Genomic DNA, 22,512 nt, shown 5'->3' on the forward strand with positions numbered 1-22,512 from the left:
CCCTTGGAATTATTCTTGTGTGCAAATAGCGTAATGGCCGGAGCGCGACGAATCTTGACCGCGCCGCCTGTGCTCATGTTAGCTGGGTCCATGGGGCGCCGGCGCGGCGTTCCCGAAGCTTGTCCGGAGGCACAGGGGTCATGGATTCGGCCGGGACCGCGCTGGACGACCGTCTGCCGTCCGATCGCCTCTTGCGGGTGACCGCCGCGCAATGGAGCGCGGCGCTGGTCTGGATGTCGGCCGACGGCATCATCATCGGAGTGAATCCCGGATTCTGCCAACTGGCCGGCAGCCCTCCGGAGGCGATGATCGGCCGTTCGCTGCCGGACCTGCTCGATCTCGGCGGGTATGATTGGCGTGCGGTGTGGGACGGGGTGCGGGGGGACCATCCAGCACCCGGAACCGGCGCCTTGCGGCTGCCCCAACGCGATGCGATCCCCGTCGATCTGCAATGGCAGCCGCTCACCGATGGGGACGAGACGTTCCTTCTTTGCGCGATGCGCTGTTTCGACGAGCGCGAGCGGGCGGAGGCGGTGGCCCGCCTCCAGCAGAATGTGCTGGAACTTGTGGCCGCCGGGCGATCGCTGAAGCAGGTTCTGGACTTTCTCTGCCGGCAGGTGGAGGCCTGCGCGCCGGATGCCGCCTGTTCGGTGATGTTGTGCGACGACGAGAACCGCATGCGGGTGGCGGCGGCGCCCTCCCTGCCCGCCGCCTATGTCGCCAGCATCGAAGGCTTTCCAATCGGGCCGGATGTCGGGGCCTGCGGCAGCGCGATGAGCCGGGGTGTGGCGATCATGTCGGCCGACATCGCCACCGATCCGCGTTGGAAGCCGTTTTGGGCGGAGACGCAGGCGCACGGGCTGGCCGCCTGCTGGTCGAATCCGATCAAGGGTCGTGGTGCCCGGATACTGGGCAGCTTCGCGCTCTATTACCGTAAGCCGCGCGCCGTTTCTCCTTTCCACAGCTCTCTGGTCCAGGCCTGCGCCCATCTCTGCGCGCTCGCCATCGAACATGACCGGGCACGGGCGGAGATCAACCGGCTGGCCTATTTCGACACGCTGACCGGGCTGCCCAACCGTCAGCTTCTGGCCGACCGCGCCACCGCGGCGCTCGCGCTCGCCGGACGCACGCGCCAGTCGGTGACCGTGATCTTCCTGGACATCGACCGCTTCAAGACCGTCAACGATTCTCTCGGCCATGCCGTCGGCGACCGGCTGCTGGTGGAGGTGACGGCGCGCCTGCGCCCCCTGTTCATCGAGGGCGATACGCTGGCCCGTCTGGGCGGGGACGAGTTCGTCGCCCTGTTGCCGGGCTGCGACGCCGCCCATGCCTCGCTGCTGGCCGAGCGGGTGCTCGCCGCCCTGTCGGTGCCGATGACGGTGGCCGATCTGACGCTGACTCCCACCGCCAGCATCGGCATCGCCGTCCATCCCGACGACGGCCTGGATTTCGATACGCTGCTGCGCCAGGCCGACGCGGCGATGTACCGGGCCAAGCAGGCCGGGCGCAACCGCTGCCACTTCTTCCGCAGCGACATCAACGAACAGGCGGTGCGCCGGCTGGAGATGGAGGCGGCGCTGTGCGAGGCGCTGGAGCGGCAGGAGACGGGCTGCGCCGGGGGCGAGTCGCCGTTCGAGCTGCATTACCAGCCCCAGGTCCGGCTGAGGCCGCGCTGCCTGCACCGGGTCGAGGCGCTGATCCGCTGGACCCATCCGCGCTGGGGCGCGGTGCCGCCGACGGAGTTCGTGCCGCTGGCCGAGGAGTGCGGGCTGATCGACCGGCTGGACAGCTGGGTGCTGAAAACCGCGGTGGCGCAGCTCGGCCGCTGGCGCGCGGCGGGGGTTCCGGTGCCGGGGATGGCGGTGAATGTCTCCGCCGTCCGTTTCGCCCGCGGCGACCTGCCGGATCAGGTCCGCACCGCGCTGGCCACCAACGGCATCCCGGCCAATGATCTGACGCTGGAGATCACCGAGCGGCTGATGATGACGGAGGAGGGCGGCGTCCATGACGCGTTGGACGCCCTGCACGCCCTGGGCGTCACCCTGTCGATCGACGATTTCGGCACCGGCTATTCGAGCTTGAGCTATCTGAAGCGTTTTCCGGTCGGCGAGCTGAAGATCGACCGCAGCTTCGTCAAGGAGTTGGACATCGATGCCGCCAACCGGCCGCTGGTCCGCGCCATCATCCAGATCGGCGAGGCTTTGGGCCTGACCGTGGTGGCGGAGGGGGTGGAGCGCGAGGCCCAGCACCTCATGCTGGAGGCGGAGGGCTGCGCCATCGGCCAGGGCTACCGCTTCGCCCGACCGATGCCGGCGGCGGCCCTGGTGGAATGGCTGGCGAACGAGGGCAAGGACTGGGTCGATTGTCCGCCCGAGGACTGCATCAGCTTCTGAAACATTTGCGATGGAAATGGTCCCGTGGTTCGTCCGGTTTTCTTTGAATTTGCGGGGTACTTCGGCGGCAATTCGCCGGTCGAATCGGTGTTATGCCCATCCGCCGGAGTAATGGGTTCCGGCCAATACGATATAGTCGCAACGCTCCTTTGCCGGTGAAGCGCGGGTCATCCCGATCTAGGCCACGCGACTGTCTTGTATCCCAACGTTTGGGGCGATAGAAGGTCCACTCAGCGGCATGTGCGGTCAAGCAAACTGACCACGGCGTTTCGCTGAGCGGAAAGGACCCGCCCGGTGGATCGCCCGTGGAGCACAAGGGGAGCACCCGCATGCCGGACGACCATGGGGCGAGAGGAAATCCGCGATGGCGAGCCAGGGTGAATCCAAGTGGGTCTACAGCTTCGGGGCCGGTGCCACCGAAGGACGGGCCGATATGAAGAACCTGCTGGGCGGCAAGGGCGCCAATCTGGCCGAGATGGCCAATCTTGGCCTGCCCGTTCCGCCGGGCTTCACGATCACCACCGAGCTGTGCACCTATTTCTACGCCAACGGCCGCTCCTATCCGCCGGAGCTGACGGTGCAGGTGAATGCCGCCATCGCGCGGCTGGAACAGGCGATGGACGCCAAGTTCGGCGACCCGGTCAACCCGCTGCTGGTGTCGGTCCGCTCCGGCGCCCGCGCGTCGATGCCCGGCATGATGGACACCGTACTGAATCTGGGCCTGAACGACGCCACCGCCGCCGGCCTCGCCAAGCGCTCGGGTGACGGCCGCTTCGCCTATGACAGCTATCGCCGCTTCATCCAGATGTACTCCAACGTCGTGCTCGACGTTGAGCATCACCATTTCGAGGATATCCTCGACAACCATAAGCGCGACAAGTCCTACAACCTCGACACCGACCTGTCGGCCGAGGATTGGCAGGCGGTGATCGAGGATTACAAGAAGGCGGTCGAGCGCGAGCTGGGCAAGCCCTTCCCGCAGGATGTGCAGGAGCAGCTGTGGGGCGCCATCGGCGCCGTGTTCGGGTCTTGGATGAACGCCCGCGCCATCACCTACCGCAAGCTGCACGACATCCCGGCCGATTGGGGCACCGCGGTCAACGTGCAGTGCATGGTCTTCGGCAACATGGGCAACGACTGCGCCACCGGCGTCGCCTTCACCCGCAACCCGTCGACCGGCGAGAACGCCTTCTACGGCGAGTATCTGGTCAATGCCCAGGGTGAGGACGTCGTCGCCGGCATCCGCACGCCGCAGCATCTGACCGTCGCCGGCAAGCTCGCCAACAAGTCCGACCTCCCCGCCATGGAGGAGGTGATGCCGGAGGTGTTCAACCAGCTGAACGAGGTCCGCCTCACGCTGGAGAAGCACTATCGCGACATGCAGGACATCGAGTTCACCGTCCAGCAGAACAAGCTGTTCATGCTCCAGACCCGCAACGGCAAGCGCACCGCTCCGGCGGCGCTGAAGATCGCGGTGGATCTGGCGAACGAGGGCGTCATCGACCGCAACGAGGCGGTGCGCCGCATCGACCCGGCCTCGCTCGACCAGCTGCTGCACCCGACGCTGGACCCCAAGGCCGACCGCAGGATCATCGCCAAGGGCCTGCCCGCCTCCCCCGGTGCCGCGTCCGGCAAGGTGGTGTTCACCGCCGACGAGGCCGAGCAGATGGCCGGCAAGGGCGAGGCGGTGATCCTCTGCCGCATCGAGACCTCGCCCGAGGACATCCACGGCATGCATGCCGCCCGCGGCATTCTGACCAGCCGCGGCGGCATGACCAGCCACGCGGCGGTGGTGGCCCGCGGCATGGGCCGCGCCTGCGTGTCGGGCGCCGGCGACCTGCGCATCGACTACAAGACCAGGCAGATGTCGGTCCGTGGCGTCGCCGTCAAGGAAGGCGACATCCTGACCATCGACGGCTCCACCGGCGAGGTGATGCTGGGCGAGGTGCCGACGATCCAGCCGGAGCTGTCGGGCGACTTCGCCACCTTGATGGGCTGGGCCGACAAGATCCGCCGGATGAAGATCCGCGCCAACGCCGAGACCCCGCTGGACGCCCGCACCGCGCGGAAGTTCGGCGCCGAGGGCATCGGCCTGTCGCGCACCGAGCATATGTTCTTCGACCCGGAGCGCATCCTGGCCGTCCGCGAGATGATCCTGGCGGAGGACGAGGCGGGCCGCCGCAAGGCGCTCGCCAAGCTGGAGCCCTTCCAGAAGAAGGACTTCGTCGAGCTGTTCACGATCATGACCGGCCTGCCGGTGACGATCCGCCTGCTCGACCCGCCGCTGCATGAGTTCCTGCCCAACACCGAGGAGGACATGGCGGAGGTGGCGGCGGCCACCGGCACCGATCCGCTGCGGGTGCGCCACCGCACCATCCAGCTGCATGAAGCGAACCCGATGCTGGGCCATCGCGGCTGCCGCCTGGGCATCTCGTACCCCGAGATCTACGAGATGCAGGCCCGCGCCATCTTCGCCGCCGCCGCCGAGGTCGCCAAGACCACCGGCGAGGCCGTCATTCCCGAAGTGATGATCCCGCTGATCATCACCAGGAAGGAGTTCGACATCCTCAAGGCGGTGATCGACCGCGCCGCCGAGCAGGTGAAGGCCGAGACCGGGGTGACGGTGGAGTATCTGACCGGTACGATGATCGAGATCCCGCGCGCCGCCCTGAAGGCCGGCGAGATCGCCTTGTCGGCCGAGTTCTTCAGCTATGGCACCAACGACCTGACCCAGACCACGCTGGGCCTGTCGCGCGACGACGCCGGCAGCTTCCTGCCGGAGTACCAGCGCCAGGGCATCCTGGAGCAGGACCCGTTCCAGTCGCTGGACGTCACCGGCGTCGGCGAACTGGTGGAGATCGCCACCGAGCGCGGCCGCAAGGTCCGTCCGGACATCAAGCTCGGCATCTGCGGCGAGCATGGCGGCGACCCGGCCTCGATCTCCTTCTGCGAGAAGATCGGGCTGACCTATGTCTCCTGCTCGCCCTACCGCGTGCCGATCGCCCGTCTGGCGGCGGCGCAGGCGGCGCTGAACAGCGACACGGTCAAGCGCGACTGAGCCGAACCGGGTAGCTGAAACGACGACGGCCCTCTTCCCGCAAGGGAAGGGGGCCGTTCCGTTTCGGGGGATTACGCCACCAGGGAGAGGCGGCGTCCCCGCGCCGGTCCTGACACAGGCGAATCCATCAAGTCACGCCGGCTCGGCGCATCTGCGCGCCCGTCGTAACGATCGATCGAGATGCCGGCCCCCAGGGTCTTGGCCAAGTCACGAACATAGAGGTCGTTCATCTGTCCTTGCGACAACCCGGAGGACATGCCCTGCTGAATGAGCCTCTCCTTATCCCAGGGCTGGCCTGTGGGTTTCCTGACCTCCGTGGTGCCATCGGACCACTGGATGGCGGCGATCTCACCATTCCTGCGCAATACGCTGTGGGCCTTGGTCGCAAAGAACCGCGCCGTCTGCGCGGCGTCGGGCTCCGCCTTCATCCGCTCCATCGCCGCGCGGGCGTTCCTGATCACATCGGGATCGGGAGCGGCGCGGGCGGGGTTGACCGGAATCATGTTCGACAACAAGGGAAGCATCCCGCCAATCTGCCCGATGCCAGCCATCGCCCCCTCCACTTGCGGATTTCCACGAGTGGGCGTTTTGCAACTTTCGGGCCGAGCGGGCGAGTGCGACGCGAGCCTGTATTCCTGTCGATATTCGCAAGCTCGACGGGAGCGCGGGCAGATTCTGCCGCCTGAGAGCGGACGATTCCTTCCCCTGGAAAACGGTCAAGGGGCAAGACCTGCCGCGGCATACGGATGGTCGACGTGTCCCGTGAGGGAAGGGGGATGGTTCGTTTCGGGGGCGGAGGTGGGCGGGTGGAACAGCGTGGAACGGATTTCGGGGGACTGTTCACTGTTCCATTTGGGGCACCCGGCAGGGGTGGTGGTGGTCGGATGGAACGTTTGGAACAGTTTGGAACGGTTTTCCGGGGGCCGTTCACTGTTCCATCCGGCGGGGCGGGTGTGCGGGAGAATGGGCGCAAGGGGGCGTGGCACCATTGGCGATGCATGCAGGAGACTCCTCGGGCGGTTGAGGCTTATAGTCCTATCGCGGATGGCCGTTGGCGGTAAGGGTGTGTGGGAAAGGCGTGGCAGACGTGTGGTCTACCGCGGCGATAGGGCTGGTCGTTCGTTGAGAGTGCCTCAGCTATCGAGCCAGTCCGCGACATCGCGCAAGGGGATCGCTTGGTCGACCGCAACTTGGAACCGCGCTTCGGCGATGGGGTGTGTAGCGCATCGTCATCAACTGGTTCGGATACGGTTGAAAGTTCGGCCATCGGGCACTTTCATCACCGAACATATGTAGCGAGTGTGGAGTGCTCCAGTTGATACGGATTAAGAGAGTACAGAACGAAGGCTCAAAGCATTGGGAAGCGCGCTTGGAGGGCGGCAGAGGCCGCCCCCATTTCACCTTAAATAGAAAGCTATCTTCGAAGAAGCTGATTAATCATTTGGAACATCTAATTCTCCGGCGGCACTGTCACTAAAGTATGCGGCTTCTGCGGCTTGTGTAATTCTATATGCTTTAACCGCACCAGCTTGTTCTCGTGCTACTAGGCCTCGATCTGCAAGATTTTTTGCACGTCGACCAATGAGCTGGCCCGAACAGTCAAGGTCAACTGCAATTTCAGACGCATACATCGACCTTTGTTCAGCATGTAAAATTTGGAGCATTCCCAGCTCAGTTTCTGGAAGTAGGAGTTCAATGCTGACCCCGTCTAACAGATCTGAATATTTTTTCGATAGATTGACAACAGATACCCGTCCAGAAGCGCATGAGGGGCATTTCATCCCAAACATCTGGAGTGCTGACAATTTGTCTATGTCAAATGCTGTGTGGCATGAATCGCATTTAATCTCCTGATTTTTCTGAAGATAAGCTCTTATGATGCCGTTATAATCAAATATTCTTTCGATGAAGTAAGCTCTTGCCTCCCGGATCATTGGATGATTTAAAGGTCTTCCAAACGCAATCTGGAATTTTTCACATAGTCCGTAGTTTAGACAATATACAGAAACTCTTCTTCCATCTCTGTCAGACTGCTCATAGTATTTTGTTACAAAGAAAGACAGTTCAAGTGTGGTAAGGAGGTCATCATAGGTTGTTAATACAAAGAAGTGGCTAGAAGGAGTTCTGCCAGATATAACCTTCGTTATCCGTGAATCTTTGTAATTTTTCAGTTCCTTTGATCTTGAAACAATCGCCTCTAAGAGCTCTTTGAGGGAGTAGATAGACGAGCGTTCATGAAAGGAAGTGTCTCGGAAGCGACCTGAAGAAAAGAAAGAGGAAACCTTCTCTTCATAATAACGCTTAGCTGCTTCTTGTATTGCTTTAATGCCAATCGGCTTCTGAAATAGCAAATTTGATTCATAGGCATATAACATAATATGCCCAAGTATTCTTGGGTTTGCTACTGTCGAATAAAACATTGTTCTCCATATATCGCTTGAAGAGGTGTCGAAAAAAGCTTCGGCATCTTTTCCGCAATAGTATGAAAGTCTTTTTTCGACTATTCTTTTTGTGAAGTGAATGCTTTTTTCTTCCATCGTGGAAACGTCGTTCGATCCATACATTGCATGTATGTCAAGGTAAACTTCTTCAATCTTAGTCTTATCTAGGCTGCCCAGGTATATTCTTCCGGGGTAGCCAGCTATTTTAAATCTAATAAACTCTGACCAACGTGTGAAAGGCGATATAATTGCATTCACAACAATCTTCATTTCCGGGAGAGGGAGTTCTGAAAAGTCATCAAGAAAAACATAGAGGTATTTTACACCTATAGTGTCCAAGACGTTCTTCAGTTCGTCAATAATCTCATTGATACCTACAACCCTCATCATCACATTTGCGTATTTTTCATCAAATGAGTGCTCGTCGCCAAATTCTCCTTTTGCTTCACTCTTCAAGCTTAGGGATGGCTTTTCTAAGCTAAGTGATGAGTCCAGAGAGGCGCCGAATATTTTCTTGTTTGTATATTTCTCAACTGCTGCGGTCTCTATGCTCACAAATCCGGAAATGCTCTCGAATTTCGGATTGCTTAGGCGTTGTAATATCTCATCAAGATTAGAAAATATCTCTTTCGCACTTCCCATAAACCGTTCCTTAAGACGCGAAAGAAAACTAAGCTCAACCTGTTTATATAAGTCTTCGCGGATACCACTGATAAGGGCTCGAAAGAAAGACAGATATAACATTAGGCGCTTAATTTCATCTGCGGGAAGCGTAGAATTTAACTGTGCTGCTTTCTCAATTGTCGCGGAGTCTACCTGAGAAGCTTCATAAACATTGCGTATATCCATATAGGAAGAAATAATATTTTTCTTGTTCTTTCTTATCTCATGCTGAGCGCGTTGGAAAATTGTTGATTTCCCAGTGCCCTTTCTACCGATTATCAGTGTAGTGTTATCTGCTAACAATGTCTTGAAAACTTGATCATTTGGCAGAGGGTCTACATAGAGTTGCTCTATGATTGAGCGGTTACTTTCGTCGCTAAGCTCAGAGCGGCTATATAGCTTCAGAGACGCTGCGGCCTGATGAAATGCGTCAAGTTGTTTTTCTGTATACAATTGCGGCATGTGTTCCCCCGTTTTCTATAGGGGTAACCCTAAGGCAGGGTGCCATTTCTTTCAAGCGGAGCGTTCTCTGCTGTGCAGCGTTTCATTGTGATTCTGGCGAGGGTAGCGACATGGCACGAGAGGCGATCTACTATTCCCTAGCCACCACCCGGCAAGTCCCCTGCACCAGATCGACATCGATCTCCGCCGCGACCAGTTCCGGCCGGATGCTCATGCCGTCGCGGACCAACCGCACCAGACCGTGCTTTGCCAAGTCTTGCAGGGCTCGCGAGACATTCGGCTGTGCGCGGTCGGCGAGTTGGGCGAGGCGGGAGACCGTCTCCGGGCCTTCGGTGGCGATCAACTGCATCAACGCCCGGTTGGCCGGGGTCAGCACGCCGAGAAGGCCGGACACCGACTCGCCATCCGTCACCGACCGCACCGGGGGAACCGGGCGGGTGCCCTGGGCGACCGCCAGCATCTCGTCGCGCACATCATGCAAGGTCCGCATCGCCGGTCCCTCCGTCGTCGTCATCCTCGGTGTCTTCCATCGCGATGGTCAGCGCGACACCCGCCGTCTGGCAAGCGCGCTCCGTCGCCGCGAAGAAATCGCTCAGCAGCGCGTCCGCTCCGGTGAAGGCGTAGGGAACCGGATCGGCCACGCGGCCATAACGGTGCTCATGGTCGAAGCGGGTTTCCCGGCCGACTCCATGCGCGTTGTCGAAGCCCATCAGGCGGGTGCCGTCCACATCATGCAGGGGCAGCGAATAACGCATGCCGTGGGGCTTCTCCGCGGTGACTGGCGTCCGCCAGAGGCGAAACCGCAGGCTCCACCCATTCTCCAGCCAGTAGCGCCGCCGGTGATATCCGAGAAGGCGCTCAACCGTTTCATCAACCATATATCGGATTCCAATATACCCTTCAATATGGGTTCATTGTATATCTCCGAAAGATATAAGGACAAGGGTCGATGGGAGAGGGTGGAGGGGGCGCTTTCGCGCGCCGCAAGGGGCATGCTGCCCCTTCGCGATCCCCTGGCAAAGGCTGGCGCCTTTGCTGCCTCCTCACCTTGAGCCTCCCCCCAGGGGGGAGGGGAAGTTTGCGGAGGGGAGGGGGCCGGAGGGCGGATCAGTCGCCGGCGGTTTCCACCGTCGGCGCCATGGCCCGCCGTTTGGTCAGCATGGGAAAGGCGGTGGCCAATTGCAGCAGGGCGATCAGGGCGAGGCAGCCGGCCCAGCCGAAGCGCTGCCAGAGGAGAGCCGGAACCAACGACCCCAGGCTCCCGCCCAGATAGTAGAAGAACAGATATCCACCGCTGGCCCGTGCGCCGGAGGTGCCGCCGCACAGGCTCAGCGCATGGGCCAGTACCGCCTGGAGGAAGAAGACAGCGGTGCTGAAGACGACGAGGCCGGCGATGACCGGCAGTGGCGACCCGGCCAGCGTCATCAGCAGGCCGAGCCAGGACAGCAGGGCGCCCGCCGCGACGGTCCGGCCATGGCCGATCCGGCTGACGACACGCCGCGTGCCATGGACGAAGACCAGCGACGGCAGGAAGACCAGATACAGGCTGCCGAGCATGGCGGTGCTCCAGCCGAAGGGCGGCTCCGCCAGCCGGAAGGCGATATAGGTGAAGACCGCGATCTGCGAGAACAGCAGGGCAAAACCGCCGGCATAGACCGCCGGCAGGCCCCAGGCGCCCTTCTCCCGGCTGTGGCTTCGCGGATCGCCGGCAGGCTGCCGGGCCGGACCGCTCCGCTCGGACGCCAGCGTCAGCGCCGGCAGCAGGGCAAGGCCATGCAGCAGCGCCATGGTCAGAAAGGCCGCCGGCCAGCCGAAGGACGGGATCAGCGAGGCAGGTCCCAGGCGCCCGACGATGCCGCCGCAGACCGTCCCCATGACATAGGTCGCCGACATGCCGAGCGCCGCGCGGGTGGAGGGCTGCCGTTCGATGCCGGCGAGCAGAGCGGACAGCACCATCGGCATGGTGGCGCCCTGCATCGCGCGCAGGACGAGCAACTCCGCGAAGCCGCCCGCCACCGCCAGCCCGACGTCCAGCAGGCCGAGCAGCGTCAGCCCGATGACGAGGGCGCGGCGCAGGCCAAGCCGCTGCACCAGCAACCCGGCCAGCGGCGAAGCCAGGGCAAGCCCCAGCGTCGTCACGGTCAGCAGCGCCGCGCATTGCCGCACCGACAGCCCGTGCAGCCTTTGCAGCTCTCCGCCCAGCGACTGGGTGAGATAGAGACTGCTGAAGCCGACCATGGCGCAGCAGAGCATCACGCAATGGTCGCGCCAGGGCGCCGCCGGTGTCGCTGCGGTAACGCCGGACCGGTTGTGTTCGTCTGAAATGGCTGTCATGCCGCCAAGCTAGACACGCGCCGGCGGCCGTGTGAAATACTGACTTCGATCGCTGTGATACGGGAATCAAATCAATGGGACGGCTGCGATGGATTTTCGTCAGATCGCCTGTTTCGTCGCCGTCGCCGAGGAACTGCATTTCGGCCGTGCCGCCGCCCGGCTGAACCTGTCGCAGCCGCCGCTGAGCCAGCAGATCAAGGGGCTGGAGGACCGGCTGCGTGTACGGCTGTTCGAGCGCAACCGGCGCGGCGTAAGGCTGACCCCGGCGGGGGAGACCTTTCTGCATTATGCCCGTCAGGTGCTGGACAGCGCGGCGGCCGGGGCGGAGGCGGCGCGCCGGGTGGCCGGCGGCGAGGTCGGCAGCCTTCGCATCGGCTATTCCGCCTCGGCGCTCTATTCCGACGAGGTGCTGCTGGCGATCGCCCGCTATCGCCGCCGCTATCCGGCGGTGGACATTCGGCTGCTTGAAAACACCACCCGGATTTGCGCACGGGAGGTGGAGGCCGGCCGCGTCGATCTGGCCATCGTGCGCGGTCCCCTGCCGGAGGCGGCGGACGGCTGGCCGGCGGACCGGCGACTCGTGGTGTCGCGGGAAAGGCTGATGGTGGCGATACCCCAGGACCATGCCCTGGCGAGCCGTGACCGGCTGGCGCTGGCCGACCTCGGCGACGAGCGGTTCGTCATCATGGCGCGCCGGCTCGGTACCGCGCTCAACGAACTGCTCGACCGGCTGTTCGCCGCCGCGGGGTTGCGTCCGCGGATCGCGCTGGAGACGGCGGAAATGGCGTCGCTGCTGGGGCTGGTCGGGGCGGGGGCCGGCATCGCGATCGTGCCGGCGGCGGTGACGGGCCACCGCTCCGGCCATATCGCCTTCCGTCCGCTGGCCGACCGGGATGCGGAGGTGGAGTTGTTCCTGCTGTTGCCGCCACTCCCCTCTCCGACCGCCGTCAGGCTGCGCGCCGAGTTGGTGGCGGCCGGGGCCGGCTGAACGCCCCTACTTCGGCCTTACCGTCCCCCAAGCCCCCGATACAGCTCCATGTACTCCTCCGCCGGCCCGTGCCAGCCGAAGTCGCGCGTCATGGCGCGGTGCTGCATCGCCTGCCAGCGGTCGGGCTTGCGATAGACGCCCAGCGCCCGGCGCAGCGCCCACAGCAGCTCCTGGCCCGTCGCGTTGACGAACTGGAACCCCGTAGCACTGCCGTCGGCGCTGGCGGCCGGGTTGGCGTCGATCACCGTGTCGGCGAGGCCGCCGGTGCGGCGGACCAGCGGCAGGGTGCCGTATTTCAGGGCGTAGAGCTGGGTCAGGCCGCAGGGCTCCGAGCGGGACGGCACCAGGAACAGGTCCGATCCCGCCTGGATGCGGTGGGACAGCGGCTCGTCATAGCCGATGCGCACACCGATGGAGTGCGGATGCCATTGGGCGAGCTGGCGGAAGCCGGCCTCGCTGGAGGCGTCGCCGCTGCCCAGAACCACCAGCTGGCCGCCCCACGACACCCATTGGCCGGCGGCCTCCAGAACCAGATCGAGGCCCTTGTGCCAGGTCAGGCGGCTGACCACGGCGGCCAGCGGGGCATCCGGCCGGCGGTCCAGGCCGAAGGCGGATTGCAGGTCGGCCTTGCAGGAATCCTTTCCGCCGAGATCGTCGGCGCTGTAGCGGGCGGGCAGATGCGGGTCGCTCGCCGGATCCCACACCGCGTAATCGACCCCGTTCAGGATGCCGGTCAGGACATCCGCCCGGCTGGCGAGCAGGCCTTGCAGGCCGGTGCCATGCTCGGCCGTCTGGATCTCGTTGGCGTAGGTCGGGCTGACCGTGGTCAGGCGGTCGGCGTAGAAGCAACCGGCCTTCAGGAAGCTGACATTGCCGTAATACTCCACCCCGTCGATGCGGAAGCTGGACGATGGCAGGCCGAGATCGCCCATCAGCCAGGGGCCGAAGAGGCCCTGATAGGCGATGTTGTGGATGGTCAGAACCGTGCCCGGCCGGACCGGGCCGGCGAAACGGTCGGGGCGCAGGGTCAGATAGGCGGGGATCAGCGCCGCCTGCCAGTCATGGCCGTGCAGGATGTCGGGCCGCCACCACGGGTCATAGGATTTCTCGGCCGCGAAGCCGGCGGCGACCCAGGCCAGCGCCGCGAAGCGCAGGGCGTTGTCGGCCCAATCCTTGCCGTCCGGTCCGAGATAGGGGTTGCCGGGACGGTCGAACAGCGACGGCGCGTCCAGCGCATAGGCCAGAACCCCGTCCGCCGTGGTGCCGACGCGAAGCCGGGCGCGATCGCAGCCGGGCAGGTCGGTGATCAGGTCGCCGACCTCGTGCAGGTTCCGCAGGCTGTTCAGAACGGCGGGATAGCCCGGCAGCAGCAGGCGGACATCGGCGCCGGCGGCGTTCAGGGCCGGCGGCAGGGCGGCGGACACGTCGGCCAGCCCCCCCGTCTTGACCATCGGGTAGCATTCGGACGTGACGTAGAGGACGCGCATCGGGAAGGCACTCGGATGAAAGGCGGGAGGGGGCGCTCATGGTATGGCGCCGATGCGGGGCCGGTGGGGAGCCGGGCCGCATCGGCGCGGGGCCATGGTGATGGTCCAAAAGAGGGGAGCGGCGAAATGCCGCCTACTCCTTCGGCAGCTTCTCGATCATCTCGCGGGTGATCAGGACGACGCCGCCCTCGCTGCGGTAAAAGCGCTTGGCGTCCAGCTCCGCATCCTCGCCGACGACGAGGCCGTTGGGGATGCTGACGCCGCGGTCGATCACCACCTTGCGCAGGCGGCAATGGCGGCCGATGTCGCATTCCGGCAGCACCACCGCCTCGTGCAGCTCGCTGTAGGAGTTGACGCGGACCGAGCTGAACAGCAGCGACCGCCGCACGGTGGAGCCGGAGATGATGCAGCCGCCAGACACCAGGCTGTCCACCGCCATGCCGCGCCGGTTCTCGTCGTCGAAGACGAATTTGGCCGGGGGAAGCTGTTCCTGGTAGGTGAAGATCGGCCAGTCGCGGTTGTACATGTTCAATTGCGGCGTGACGTGGCAGAGGTCGAGATTGGCTTCCCAATAGGCGTCGATGGTGCCGACGTCGCGCCAGTAGGGGGCGTCGTCCGGCGCGTCGATGATTGCGCTGTCGGCATAGTCGTGGGCGATGATGCGGGCGCCCGACTTCACCAGATGCGGGATGATGTCCTTGCCGAAATCACGGCTGGAACCGGGGGTGGCGACGTCGCGCTCCAACTGCTCGTAGAGGAACTGGGCGTTGAAGACGTAGATGCCCATGCTGGCCAGCGCCATGTCGGGCCGGCCGGGCATCGGCGGCGGGTCGGCCGGCTTCTCGACGAAATCGATGATGCGGCGCTCCTCGTCGATGTGCATCACGCCGAAGCCGGTCGCCTGTTCGCGCGGAACCGCGATGCAGGGCACGGTGACGTCGGCCTTGCGGTCGATGTGGTCGAGCAGCAGCGCGCCGTAATCCATCTTGTAGATGTGGTCGCCGGCCAGGATCAGGACATATTCCGGCTCGTGGTCGCGCAGGATGTCCAGGTTCTGATACACGGCGTCGGCGGTGCCCTGGTACCACTCCGTCTCGCTGACACGCTGCTGGGCCGGCAGCAGGTCGCAGAACTCGTTCATCTCGCCGCGGAACACGTTCCAGCCGCGCTGGAGATGGCGCAGCAGGCTGTGCGACTTGTACTGCGTCAGCACGCCGATGCGGCGGAAGCCGGAATTGACGCAGTTGGACAGCGCGAAGTCGATGATGCGGAACTTGCCGCCGAAATATGTCGCCGGCTTGGCCCGCCGGTCGGTCAGCTGCTTTAGGCGGCTTCCGCGTCCCCCGGCCAGCACCAGCGCCACCGCACGTCGTGGCGCGAGGCGCAGATCGCGTTTGTCGAGCATGGCCGTTACTCCCTTTGCCTTATTCTTGCGGCCGCGTGCGAGCGGCATTCCCGATGGAGGCGTTGACGGTGCCACATCTCGCCGCCATGTCCAATAGGCCCGGCGGTGGGGGCGCATCGGCCGACCCGCCGCCCGTCCCCCGCCGCCTCCCTCCGCGGTCCTAGGCGGAAAGAGGGGGCCGGTGATCGCCGCGCGGGCCATTGCCTGCCTATTTTTTGGACATTTGCCGGAATGGCAGCCAAAACGCTGTCATCGATCCCGGTTTCCGGCCCGGCCGATCCGTCGAAAGCCCGAAAATTGCGGCGAAATGTCGGAATCGGCATATGCTCATTTTCTGTGCAAGGGCTGGGTGCGACTCGTAGGAGGCTGCCCGTTCGGGAGTCCGCCGCCCGACAGCCCTGACGATTCCGAGCCATTTTCGGCTGGCACGCTTCTTGTAAAGGTGGAGGCGTCCTTGGTCCCGTCCGCCGCCCCGTCTTTGCCGGGGACGGGGCGACCGGGACGGGGTCGCCCCGATGCGGTGCCCGAGCGCGCGGAACACCTCCGGTGCCGCGCCGGCCGCAAGGGGGTGGGAGCGATTTTGGAGAAAGAGGAGCCTCGATGAACCGTCTGTTCCTTCTGGCCGCACCGATGATGGCGGTTGCTCTGGGCGCCGTCGGCCTGCCGGCCGCAGCCCTTGCCCAGGATCCGGCGGCTGCCGCCGCTGCGGCGGCGGCGGCCGCGGCCACCGCCACCGCTGCCGCCGCGCCGGCGGCTCCGGCGCTGAATGGCGGCGACACCGCCTGGATGCTGGTCTCCACGGCGCTGGTGCTGATGATGACCATCCCCGGCCTGGCGCTGTTCTATGGCGGCATGGTCCGCAAGATGAACGTGCTGGCGACGGTGATGCAGAGCTTCGCCATCACCTGCCTGGTCAGCGTCCTGTGGTACGTGATCGGCTACAGCCTGGCCTTCAGCGGCACCGGCGCCTATGTCGGCGGGCTGGACCGGCTGTTCCTCAACGGTCTCGACTTCACCAAGGCGTTCGTCCTGGGCGAGGCGACGGGCTCCGGCGTTCCGACGACGATCCCCGAGCCGGTCTTCATGATGTTCCAGATGACCTTCGCGATCATCACCCCGGCGCTGATCACCGGCGCCTTCGCGGACCGCATGAAGTTCTCCTCGCTGCTGGTCTTCACCGCCCTGTGGTCGATCGTGGTCTATGCGCCGATCGCCCACTGGGTCTGGTATCCGTCGGGCTTCCTGTTCGGCCTTGGCGTGCTCGACTTCGCCGGCGGCACGGTCGTCCACATCAACGCCGGTGTGGCCGGCCTGGTCGCCGCGCTGGTGATCGGCAAGCGCAAGGGCTATCCGAAGGACGCCTTCATGCCGCACAACCTGGTGCTGTCGCTGATCGGCGCCTCGCTGCTGTGGGTGGGCTGGTTCGGCTTCAACGCCGGTTCCGCCCTGACCGCCGGCCCGCGCGCCGGCATGGCGATGGCCGCCACGCATATCGCCACCGCCGGCGCCGCCATGGGCTGGCTGTTCGCGGAGTGGATCGTCAAGGGCAAGCCGTCGATCCTCGGCATCATCTCCGGCGCCGTCGCCGGCCTGGTCGCCATCACCCCGGCCGCCGGCTTCGTCGACCCGACGGGCGCCATCATCATCGGCATCGTCGCCGGCGTGATCTGCTTCTGGTCGGCCACCAGCCTGAAGCACATGCTGGGCTATGACGACAGCCTGGACGCCTTCGGCGTGCATGGTGTCGGCGGCCTGATCGGCGCCCTGCTGACCGGCGTGTTCGCCAAGATGTCGGTGTCCAACAGCGAGGGCGGCTTCGCCTCCGTCCTGCAAGCCGACCCGAAGGCCACGCTGGGCATGCTGGAAGGCAACGCCGCCGCCCTGTGGATCCAGGTCCAGGGCATCGCCTACACCGTCGTCTGGTGCGCCGTCGCCACCTTCATCCTGCTGAAGGTCGTCGATGTGGTGATGGGCCTGCGCGTCGAGGAGGATGTCGAGCGCGACGGTCTCGATCTCGCCCTGCATGGCGAAAGCATCCACTAAGACACACTCCCTTTCCCTCGGGTCTCTTCGAGAAGGCCGCCGGTTCTCCGGCGGCCTTTTTCGTCCGTCCGGCCCTTTCCGGCGGAGGGTCGCCCGTTGGGATTGTTGCGCGGGGAGGAACGCTGTGGCGCGGGCGTGCCGGCTTCACGGCGCGGCCGCGACGGACTAACTGTGGGACATTCGCCACGATGTCCGTCAGGAGTTGCCGCCATGTCCACCCAGCCCGCCATCCCCGGTGTCCGTCCGGTGCTCGCCGCCGTGGAGGGCATGGCCACCTCCGACGGCGCCGGGGTCAGCATGACCCGCATGCTTGGCACGCCGCGCCTGCGCACGCTCGATCCCTTCCTGATGCTGGACCTGTTCGGCTCCGACCGGCCGAACGACTATCTGGCCGGCTTCCCCGACCATCCCCACCGCGGGTTCGAGACGGTGACCTACATGCTCGCCGGCCGCATGCGCCATGCCGACAATCATGGGCATGAGGGGGTGATCGAGACCGGCGGCGTGCAGTGGATGACCGCCGGGCGCGGCCTGATCCATTCGGAGATGCCGGAGCAGACCGAAGGGCTGATGCGCGGCTTCCAGCTGTGGATCAACCTGCCGGCCCGGTTGAAGATGACCGAGCCGCGCTATCAGGAATTCCCGGCCGCCTCCATCCCGGTGGAGCGGCGAGAGGAGGGGGCGACGGTCACCGTGATCGCCGGCGACACCGCCCGCGGCACCGCCGGCCCGGTGCGGGCCGAGGCGACCGACGCCCGCTATTTCGACGTGGTGCTGCCGCCGTCCGTCGCCTTCGCCGAGCCGCTGCCCGCCGGCCACACCGCTTTCCTGGTGCTGTCCGAGGGCACGCTGACGGTTGGCGACGAAGGGCCGCTCTCGGGCCAGCGGGTGATCGTGCTGGGCGACGGCGAGCGGGTCGAGGCGGTGGCCGGGCCGGAGGGTGCCCGCTTCCTGCTGCTGGCCGGCGCGCCGATCGGCGAGCCCATCGCCTGGGGCGGTCCCTTCGTCATGAACACCCGTGAGGAGGTGATGCAGGCCTTCCGCGATTTCGAGGAAGGGCGCATCTGATCCCATGATGCCGCGCTTCGCGCCTGAACCCCCTGCGCGAGTCCCCTTGCGCGAAATCTCGCGCAAGCCCTTGTTCAAGCTCTTGTGCAAGCGCGGCATCTCGTTCCTTGCGCCCCCGCCGTCCCCGGTTATCATGGCGCTTTCGGTGTTAACGCGAATGATGGCGAGGAGCCGGAGCGATGCGTGCAATGGGTCTGTTGGGTGGCTTCAAGGCGGTGATCGCCACGGGGCTTCTGGCCGTGACGCTGGCCGGAAGTCCGGTCACCGCCAAGCCGGCCGTGGCGCTGGATGTCGCCAAGGCCGCCGCCGATTTCGGTCCGGAGGGCGCCTGGACCAACCAGTGCGACATCGACCGGATGACCGACAGCAAGACCTGCCGGCTGATGATCTACCGCCTGTTCGATGACGGAAAGGATGTCGGCTTCATCGCGCTGAGCATCATTCCGACCGGCAACGACTTCCACCTGTTCCTGACCACCAGCCAGGGCCTGCTCGACCGCTGCGCCATCCGCGTCGACCGCCAGCCGCGCATCGAATCGCATGTGGCGACGCTGAACATGTGCATGTTCCCGAACTTCGTGTCGGGCCGCGTCGCCGACCAGTTCCGCAACGGCACCACCATCCTGGTGCGCATCACCACCCGCCAGGGCAAGCGCGACATCGACTTCCCGCTGAACGGCTTCTCCCGCACCTTCGAGGAGATGCAGCGCGGCCTGCAATGACGGCCGGGAGCGTCTCCCCGTTCGCCCCCCTGTCCACGCCGGGCGTTGCCCGGCCGGGATGGGGGATGACTGCCTTTTAATAAATTGCGATGTGAAGTCGGGAAAAGGCGGGCGGTAAATATTCCCGCGGTCGATGCGCGTGGCGCTTGGGGATTCCCAATGGGCTGACCCGCATTAACAATGATATCCGGGACGGTCCCTAGGGGAACTCCTTACTAGAATCCTGTGGCGCCGAATTCGGCGCGCTGCATATCCTTTGATGTCAGAAGACCTAACTCTTCAGGGGCCATACGATTGGTGATATGGTGGCTGAAGGGTGGTTCGGGTCCCCGAGATCGAAGGATACCCCATGGCCGGATGGTCCATCATAGGCAGGCCCAGCCTCGTCCTGATGCTGGCTCTGCTGCTGGCGGCCATAATGCCGGCCGCCGATGGCCGGGCGACGGCGCCGAACCGCACGGTGCTGATTCTGCATTCCTATCACCAGGGCTATGAGTGGACCGACGGGCAGGCGGCCGGCATCGCCGAGTCGCTGGAGGTGGCTGCGCCCACCGCCATGGGCGTCACCTATTACCTGGACTGGAAGCGCTATCCCAACCCGGATGGGCTGGAGCGCCTGCGGGCGCTGATCGCCTACCGCCATCCCAAGGGGACCGTCGATGCCGTGATCGCCACCGACGACGCGGCGCTGGCCTTCGCGCTGGACCTGCGGCGCGAGATCTACGGCCCGGTGCCGCTGGTTCATGGCGGCGTCGTCGCGGCGACGGCGCGCCGGTTGACCCTGGGTGAGAGCAATGTGGCCGGGGTGGAGGAGGCCAAGGACATCGAGGGGACGGTGCGCATGGCGCTGGCGGCCAACCCGAGGCTGAAGCGCCTGTATCTGCTGCGCGACCGTACCGAATCGGGGATCGTGCTGGACGGCGAGGTCGCGGCGCTGGCGGCGGCCGGGCGCATCCCCGCCGGGCTGGAGCGGCTGGTCCTGCCCGATCTGCCGCTGCCGCAGTTGGAGGAGCGGCTGGCCGCCCTGCCGCCCGACAGTGCCGTGCTGCTGGGAAGCTACGCCACGGATCCCAACGGGCTGGTGCTGCCGCCCCAGCAGTTCCTGGAGCTGCTGAGCGCCGGCAGCGGAGCGCCGATCTATGGCTTGCAGGAGTATCTGCTGGGCCATGGCATCGTCGGCGGCAGCCTGCTGAGCGCGCAGGAGCATGGCCGTGCCGTGGGACGGCTGGTGGCGGAGCTGCTGAAGGGGAGCGCGCCGGTCCGTCCGCTGTCCCAGCAGCTGGTGGCGGCCGACAGCTCCTTCATCCGCGGGATCGATTACCAACAGGTCGAGCATCATGGGCTCAATCTGGCCGCCATCGCGGCGCAGACCGGGCCGATCGACCGGCTGGTCAACAAGCCCTTCTCGTTCCTGGAGACCTACCGCTGGCTGGTGTTGTCGGTCGGCGGCGCGCTGCTTCTGCTGTCCGGCATGGTGCTGCTGCTGGCCTTCGCGCTGCGCCAGCGGCGGATGGCCGAAGCGGCATTGCAGGTGAGCAACCAGGCGCTCGGCGAATCGCGCCGGGAATTGCAGGGCAAGGTCGAGGAGCTGACCGCCAGCAAGGACGCGCTGCGCGAGCGCGAAAGGCGGATGCGGCTGGTGGCGGAATCCTCCCGCGACATCCTGTGGACCTGGGACATCGTCAACGACATCCGCGTCCTGTCCGGGCGGGTGGAGGAGCTACTGGGCATCGATGCCCTCAGCATCGATTCGCGGCGGGCCTGGACCGACCGCATCCATCCCGAGGATCAGGCGCTGGCGGCCGAGGCGCTCCAGCGTCACCTGTCCGGCGAGCTGCCGGATTACCGGGCGGAATATCGCGTCCGCCACCGCGACGGCAATTATCTGTGGATCTACGCCACCGGCAAGGCCACCTTCGACGCGGGCGGAAAGCCGACGATGATGGCCGGTTCCTACACCGACATCACCGACCAGAAGCGGCAGCAGGCCTGGCTCGACCATCTGGCCCATTTCGATCCGCTGACCGGCCTGCCCAACCGGCTGACGCTGGAACAGCATGTCGATCGCCTGATCGCCGACAACAAGGCGTCCGGCAATGCCGCGCCGCTGGCGCTGCTGTTCCTCGACATGGACAATTTCAAGTTCATCAATGACGGGTTCGGCCACAAGTCGGGCGACGAGCTGCTGATGATGCTGGGCCTGCGCATCCGCAAGGGGGCCGGCGACGGGGTTTTCCTGGCGCGGCTGGGCGGTGACGAGTTCGTGGTGGTGGTGCAGGGCGGCGACGCCGAAGAGCCGGTGGAGGTGGCGAGGCGGGTGGAGCAGGCGATGGCGGCCCCCTTCCTGGTCGAAGGGCAGCATTTCTTCGTGTCTTGCAGCGTCGGCATCGCCCGCTATCCCTGGGACGGCCGTTGCTTCGACGATCTGCTGCAGAATGCCGACACCGCCATGTACCGGGCCAAGGACAGCGGGCGCGGGCGCATCTGCACCTTCACCTCCGACATGAACCGTAATGTGGTGGAGCGCATGCGGCTGCTCAGCCGCGCCCGGCTGGCCTTCGAGCGGCAGACCTTCTCCCTGCATTACCAGCCGCAGGTCGCGACGGCGGACGGGCGGGTCCGCGGCTTCGAGGCGCTGGTCCGCTGGACCGATTCGGAACTGGGCCCGGTGTCGCCCGACCGCTTCATTCCCGTCTGCGAGGATTCGGGCCTGATCGTGCCGCTCGGCTTCTGGGTGCTGGAGACCGCCTGTATCGAGGCGGTCGGTCTGGCCTGCCGCGGGGCCGGCGAGGTGACGATGAGCGTCAATATGTCGGCGGTCCAGCTCGCCCAGCACGACTTCGTGCCGCGGGTCCTGGAGATTCTGGCGAACACCGGCCTGCCGCCGCACCGGCTGGAGCTGGAGATCACCGAATCGCAGATGATCGGTTCGCTCGACGCCGCCATCGAGAAGCTGAACCTGCTGCGGCGGGCCGGCATCCACATCGCGCTGGACGATTTCGGCACCGGCTATTCCTCGCTGACCTATCTGCGGACGCTGCCGATCAACACGCTGAAGCTGGACAAGGCCTTCATCAACGACGTCCACCGCCGGCCCGATGCGCGCAGCATGGTGTCGTCCATCTCGCGCATCGCCCATGACCTGACCCGCAAGGTGGTGGCGGAAGGGGTGGAGGACACCGCCCAGTGGGAGGTTCTGGCGCAGATGGGGTGTGACCTGATCCAGGGCTATTTCGTGAGCCGCCCCCTGCCCGCCGACCGCATCGACGCCTTCCTGGTCGCCTGGGAGGAGCGGCGGGCCGGTCTGCCCTTCGTCCGGCACGACGTGGTGGTCGGCATGCCCACCGCCGGGACGGGCCGGCCGCCGGTTCCGGTTTCCTGAGCGGGCTGGCCCGTTCGCGGGGTTTCGGAAGCGAAAACGCCCCGCAGAGGATCTGCGGGGCGTTTT

14 protein-coding genes are annotated in these 22,512 nt (G+C 65.0%); 7 read left to right on the forward strand and 7 right to left on the reverse strand.

Annotation, left to right across the window (positions count from 1 at the left end; all coding sequences use genetic code 11):
* The first annotated feature begins 140 nt into the window (after positions 1-140).
* The gene (locus AZL_RS01585) at positions 141-2,393 is read left to right on the forward strand and encodes a sensor domain-containing protein (protein ID WP_012972922.1); all 2,253 of its coding nucleotides are present in this window, start codon (positions 141-143) and stop codon (positions 2,391-2,393) included.
* A gap of 364 nt (positions 2,394-2,757) precedes the next feature.
* Positions 2,758-5,451: a pyruvate, phosphate dikinase gene (ppdK, locus tag AZL_RS01590; protein WP_012972923.1), complete on the forward strand. Its 2,694-nt coding sequence runs from the start codon at positions 2,758-2,760 to the stop codon at positions 5,449-5,451.
* A 71-nt stretch (positions 5,452-5,522) separates the two neighbouring features.
* Here ppdK and AZL_RS01595 read toward each other — a convergent pair whose 3' ends face one another.
* From AZL_RS01595 to AZL_RS01610, 5 genes are all read right to left on the reverse strand, one after another.
* The gene (locus AZL_RS01595; RefSeq protein ID WP_148219159.1) at positions 5,523-6,002 is read right to left on the reverse strand and encodes a hypothetical protein; all 480 of its coding nucleotides are present in this window, start codon (positions 6,000-6,002) and stop codon (positions 5,523-5,525) included.
* A gap of 882 nt (positions 6,003-6,884) precedes the next feature.
* Positions 6,885-9,017 carry a hypothetical protein gene (locus AZL_RS35210; RefSeq protein WP_012972925.1) on the reverse strand — a complete coding sequence of 711 codons (2,133 nt, stop codon included), beginning with the start codon at positions 9,015-9,017 and terminating at the stop codon, positions 6,885-6,887.
* 130 nt (positions 9,018-9,147) lie between these two features.
* A complete protein-coding gene (locus tag AZL_RS01600) occupies positions 9,148-9,507 on the reverse strand; it encodes a helix-turn-helix domain-containing protein (protein WP_148219160.1) in 360 nt (119 codons plus the stop codon).
* Positions 9,491-9,895 (reverse strand): toxin-antitoxin system TumE family protein, encoded by a 405-nt coding sequence (locus AZL_RS01605; RefSeq protein ID WP_012972927.1) that lies wholly within the window; start codon positions 9,893-9,895, stop codon positions 9,491-9,493. Before AZL_RS01605 ends, AZL_RS01600 begins: the two co-directional genes overlap by 17 nt.
* Before the next feature lie 229 nt (positions 9,896-10,124).
* A complete protein-coding gene (locus tag AZL_RS01610) occupies positions 10,125-11,351 on the reverse strand; it encodes an MFS transporter (protein WP_012972928.1) in 1,227 nt (408 codons plus the stop codon).
* 88 nt (positions 11,352-11,439) lie between these two features.
* Between AZL_RS01610 and AZL_RS01615 the strand changes: the two genes are divergently transcribed.
* Positions 11,440-12,339: a LysR substrate-binding domain-containing protein gene (locus AZL_RS01615; protein ID WP_012972929.1), complete on the forward strand. Its 900-nt coding sequence runs from the start codon at positions 11,440-11,442 to the stop codon at positions 12,337-12,339.
* A 17-nt stretch (positions 12,340-12,356) separates the two neighbouring features.
* Here the strand turns inward: AZL_RS01615 and glgA are convergent, their stop codons facing one another.
* Both glgA and glgC read right to left on the reverse strand, forming a co-directional pair.
* Positions 12,357-13,826 carry a glycogen synthase GlgA gene (gene glgA / locus AZL_RS01620; protein ID WP_012972930.1) on the reverse strand — a complete coding sequence of 490 codons (1,470 nt, stop codon included), beginning with the start codon at positions 13,824-13,826 and terminating at the stop codon, positions 12,357-12,359.
* Positions 13,827-13,959: 133 nt separating this feature from the next.
* On the reverse strand, positions 13,960-15,231 hold the full coding sequence (gene glgC, locus AZL_RS01625; protein ID WP_012972931.1) for a glucose-1-phosphate adenylyltransferase: 1,272 nt from the start codon (positions 15,229-15,231) through the stop codon (positions 13,960-13,962).
* 600 nt (positions 15,232-15,831) lie between these two features.
* Here glgC and AZL_RS01630 point away from each other — a divergent pair.
* The 4 genes from AZL_RS01630 to AZL_RS01645 all read left to right on the forward strand — a co-directional run bounded on the left by AZL_RS01630 (position 15,832) and on the right by AZL_RS01645 (position 22,446).
* The gene (locus AZL_RS01630) at positions 15,832-17,274 is read left to right on the forward strand and encodes an ammonium transporter (RefSeq protein ID WP_012972932.1); all 1,443 of its coding nucleotides are present in this window, start codon (positions 15,832-15,834) and stop codon (positions 17,272-17,274) included.
* Positions 17,275-17,484: 210 nt separating this feature from the next.
* Complete coding sequence (locus AZL_RS01635; protein WP_012972933.1) at positions 17,485-18,342, forward strand: pirin family protein; 858 nt, start codon at positions 17,485-17,487, stop codon at positions 18,340-18,342.
* A 179-nt stretch (positions 18,343-18,521) separates the two neighbouring features.
* Positions 18,522-19,064 (forward strand): invasion associated locus B family protein, encoded by a 543-nt coding sequence (locus AZL_RS01640; protein WP_042442334.1) that lies wholly within the window; start codon positions 18,522-18,524, stop codon positions 19,062-19,064.
* Between the two features lie 349 nt (positions 19,065-19,413).
* Positions 19,414-22,446 (forward strand): bifunctional diguanylate cyclase/phosphodiesterase, encoded by a 3,033-nt coding sequence (locus tag AZL_RS01645; protein WP_148219161.1) that lies wholly within the window; start codon positions 19,414-19,416, stop codon positions 22,444-22,446.
* Positions 22,447-22,512: the final 66 nt, after the last annotated feature.

Origin of the sequence: Azospirillum sp. B510 (assembly GCF_000010725.1) — a bacterium.
Taxonomy (GTDB): domain Bacteria; phylum Pseudomonadota; class Alphaproteobacteria; order Azospirillales; family Azospirillaceae; genus Azospirillum; species Azospirillum lipoferum_B.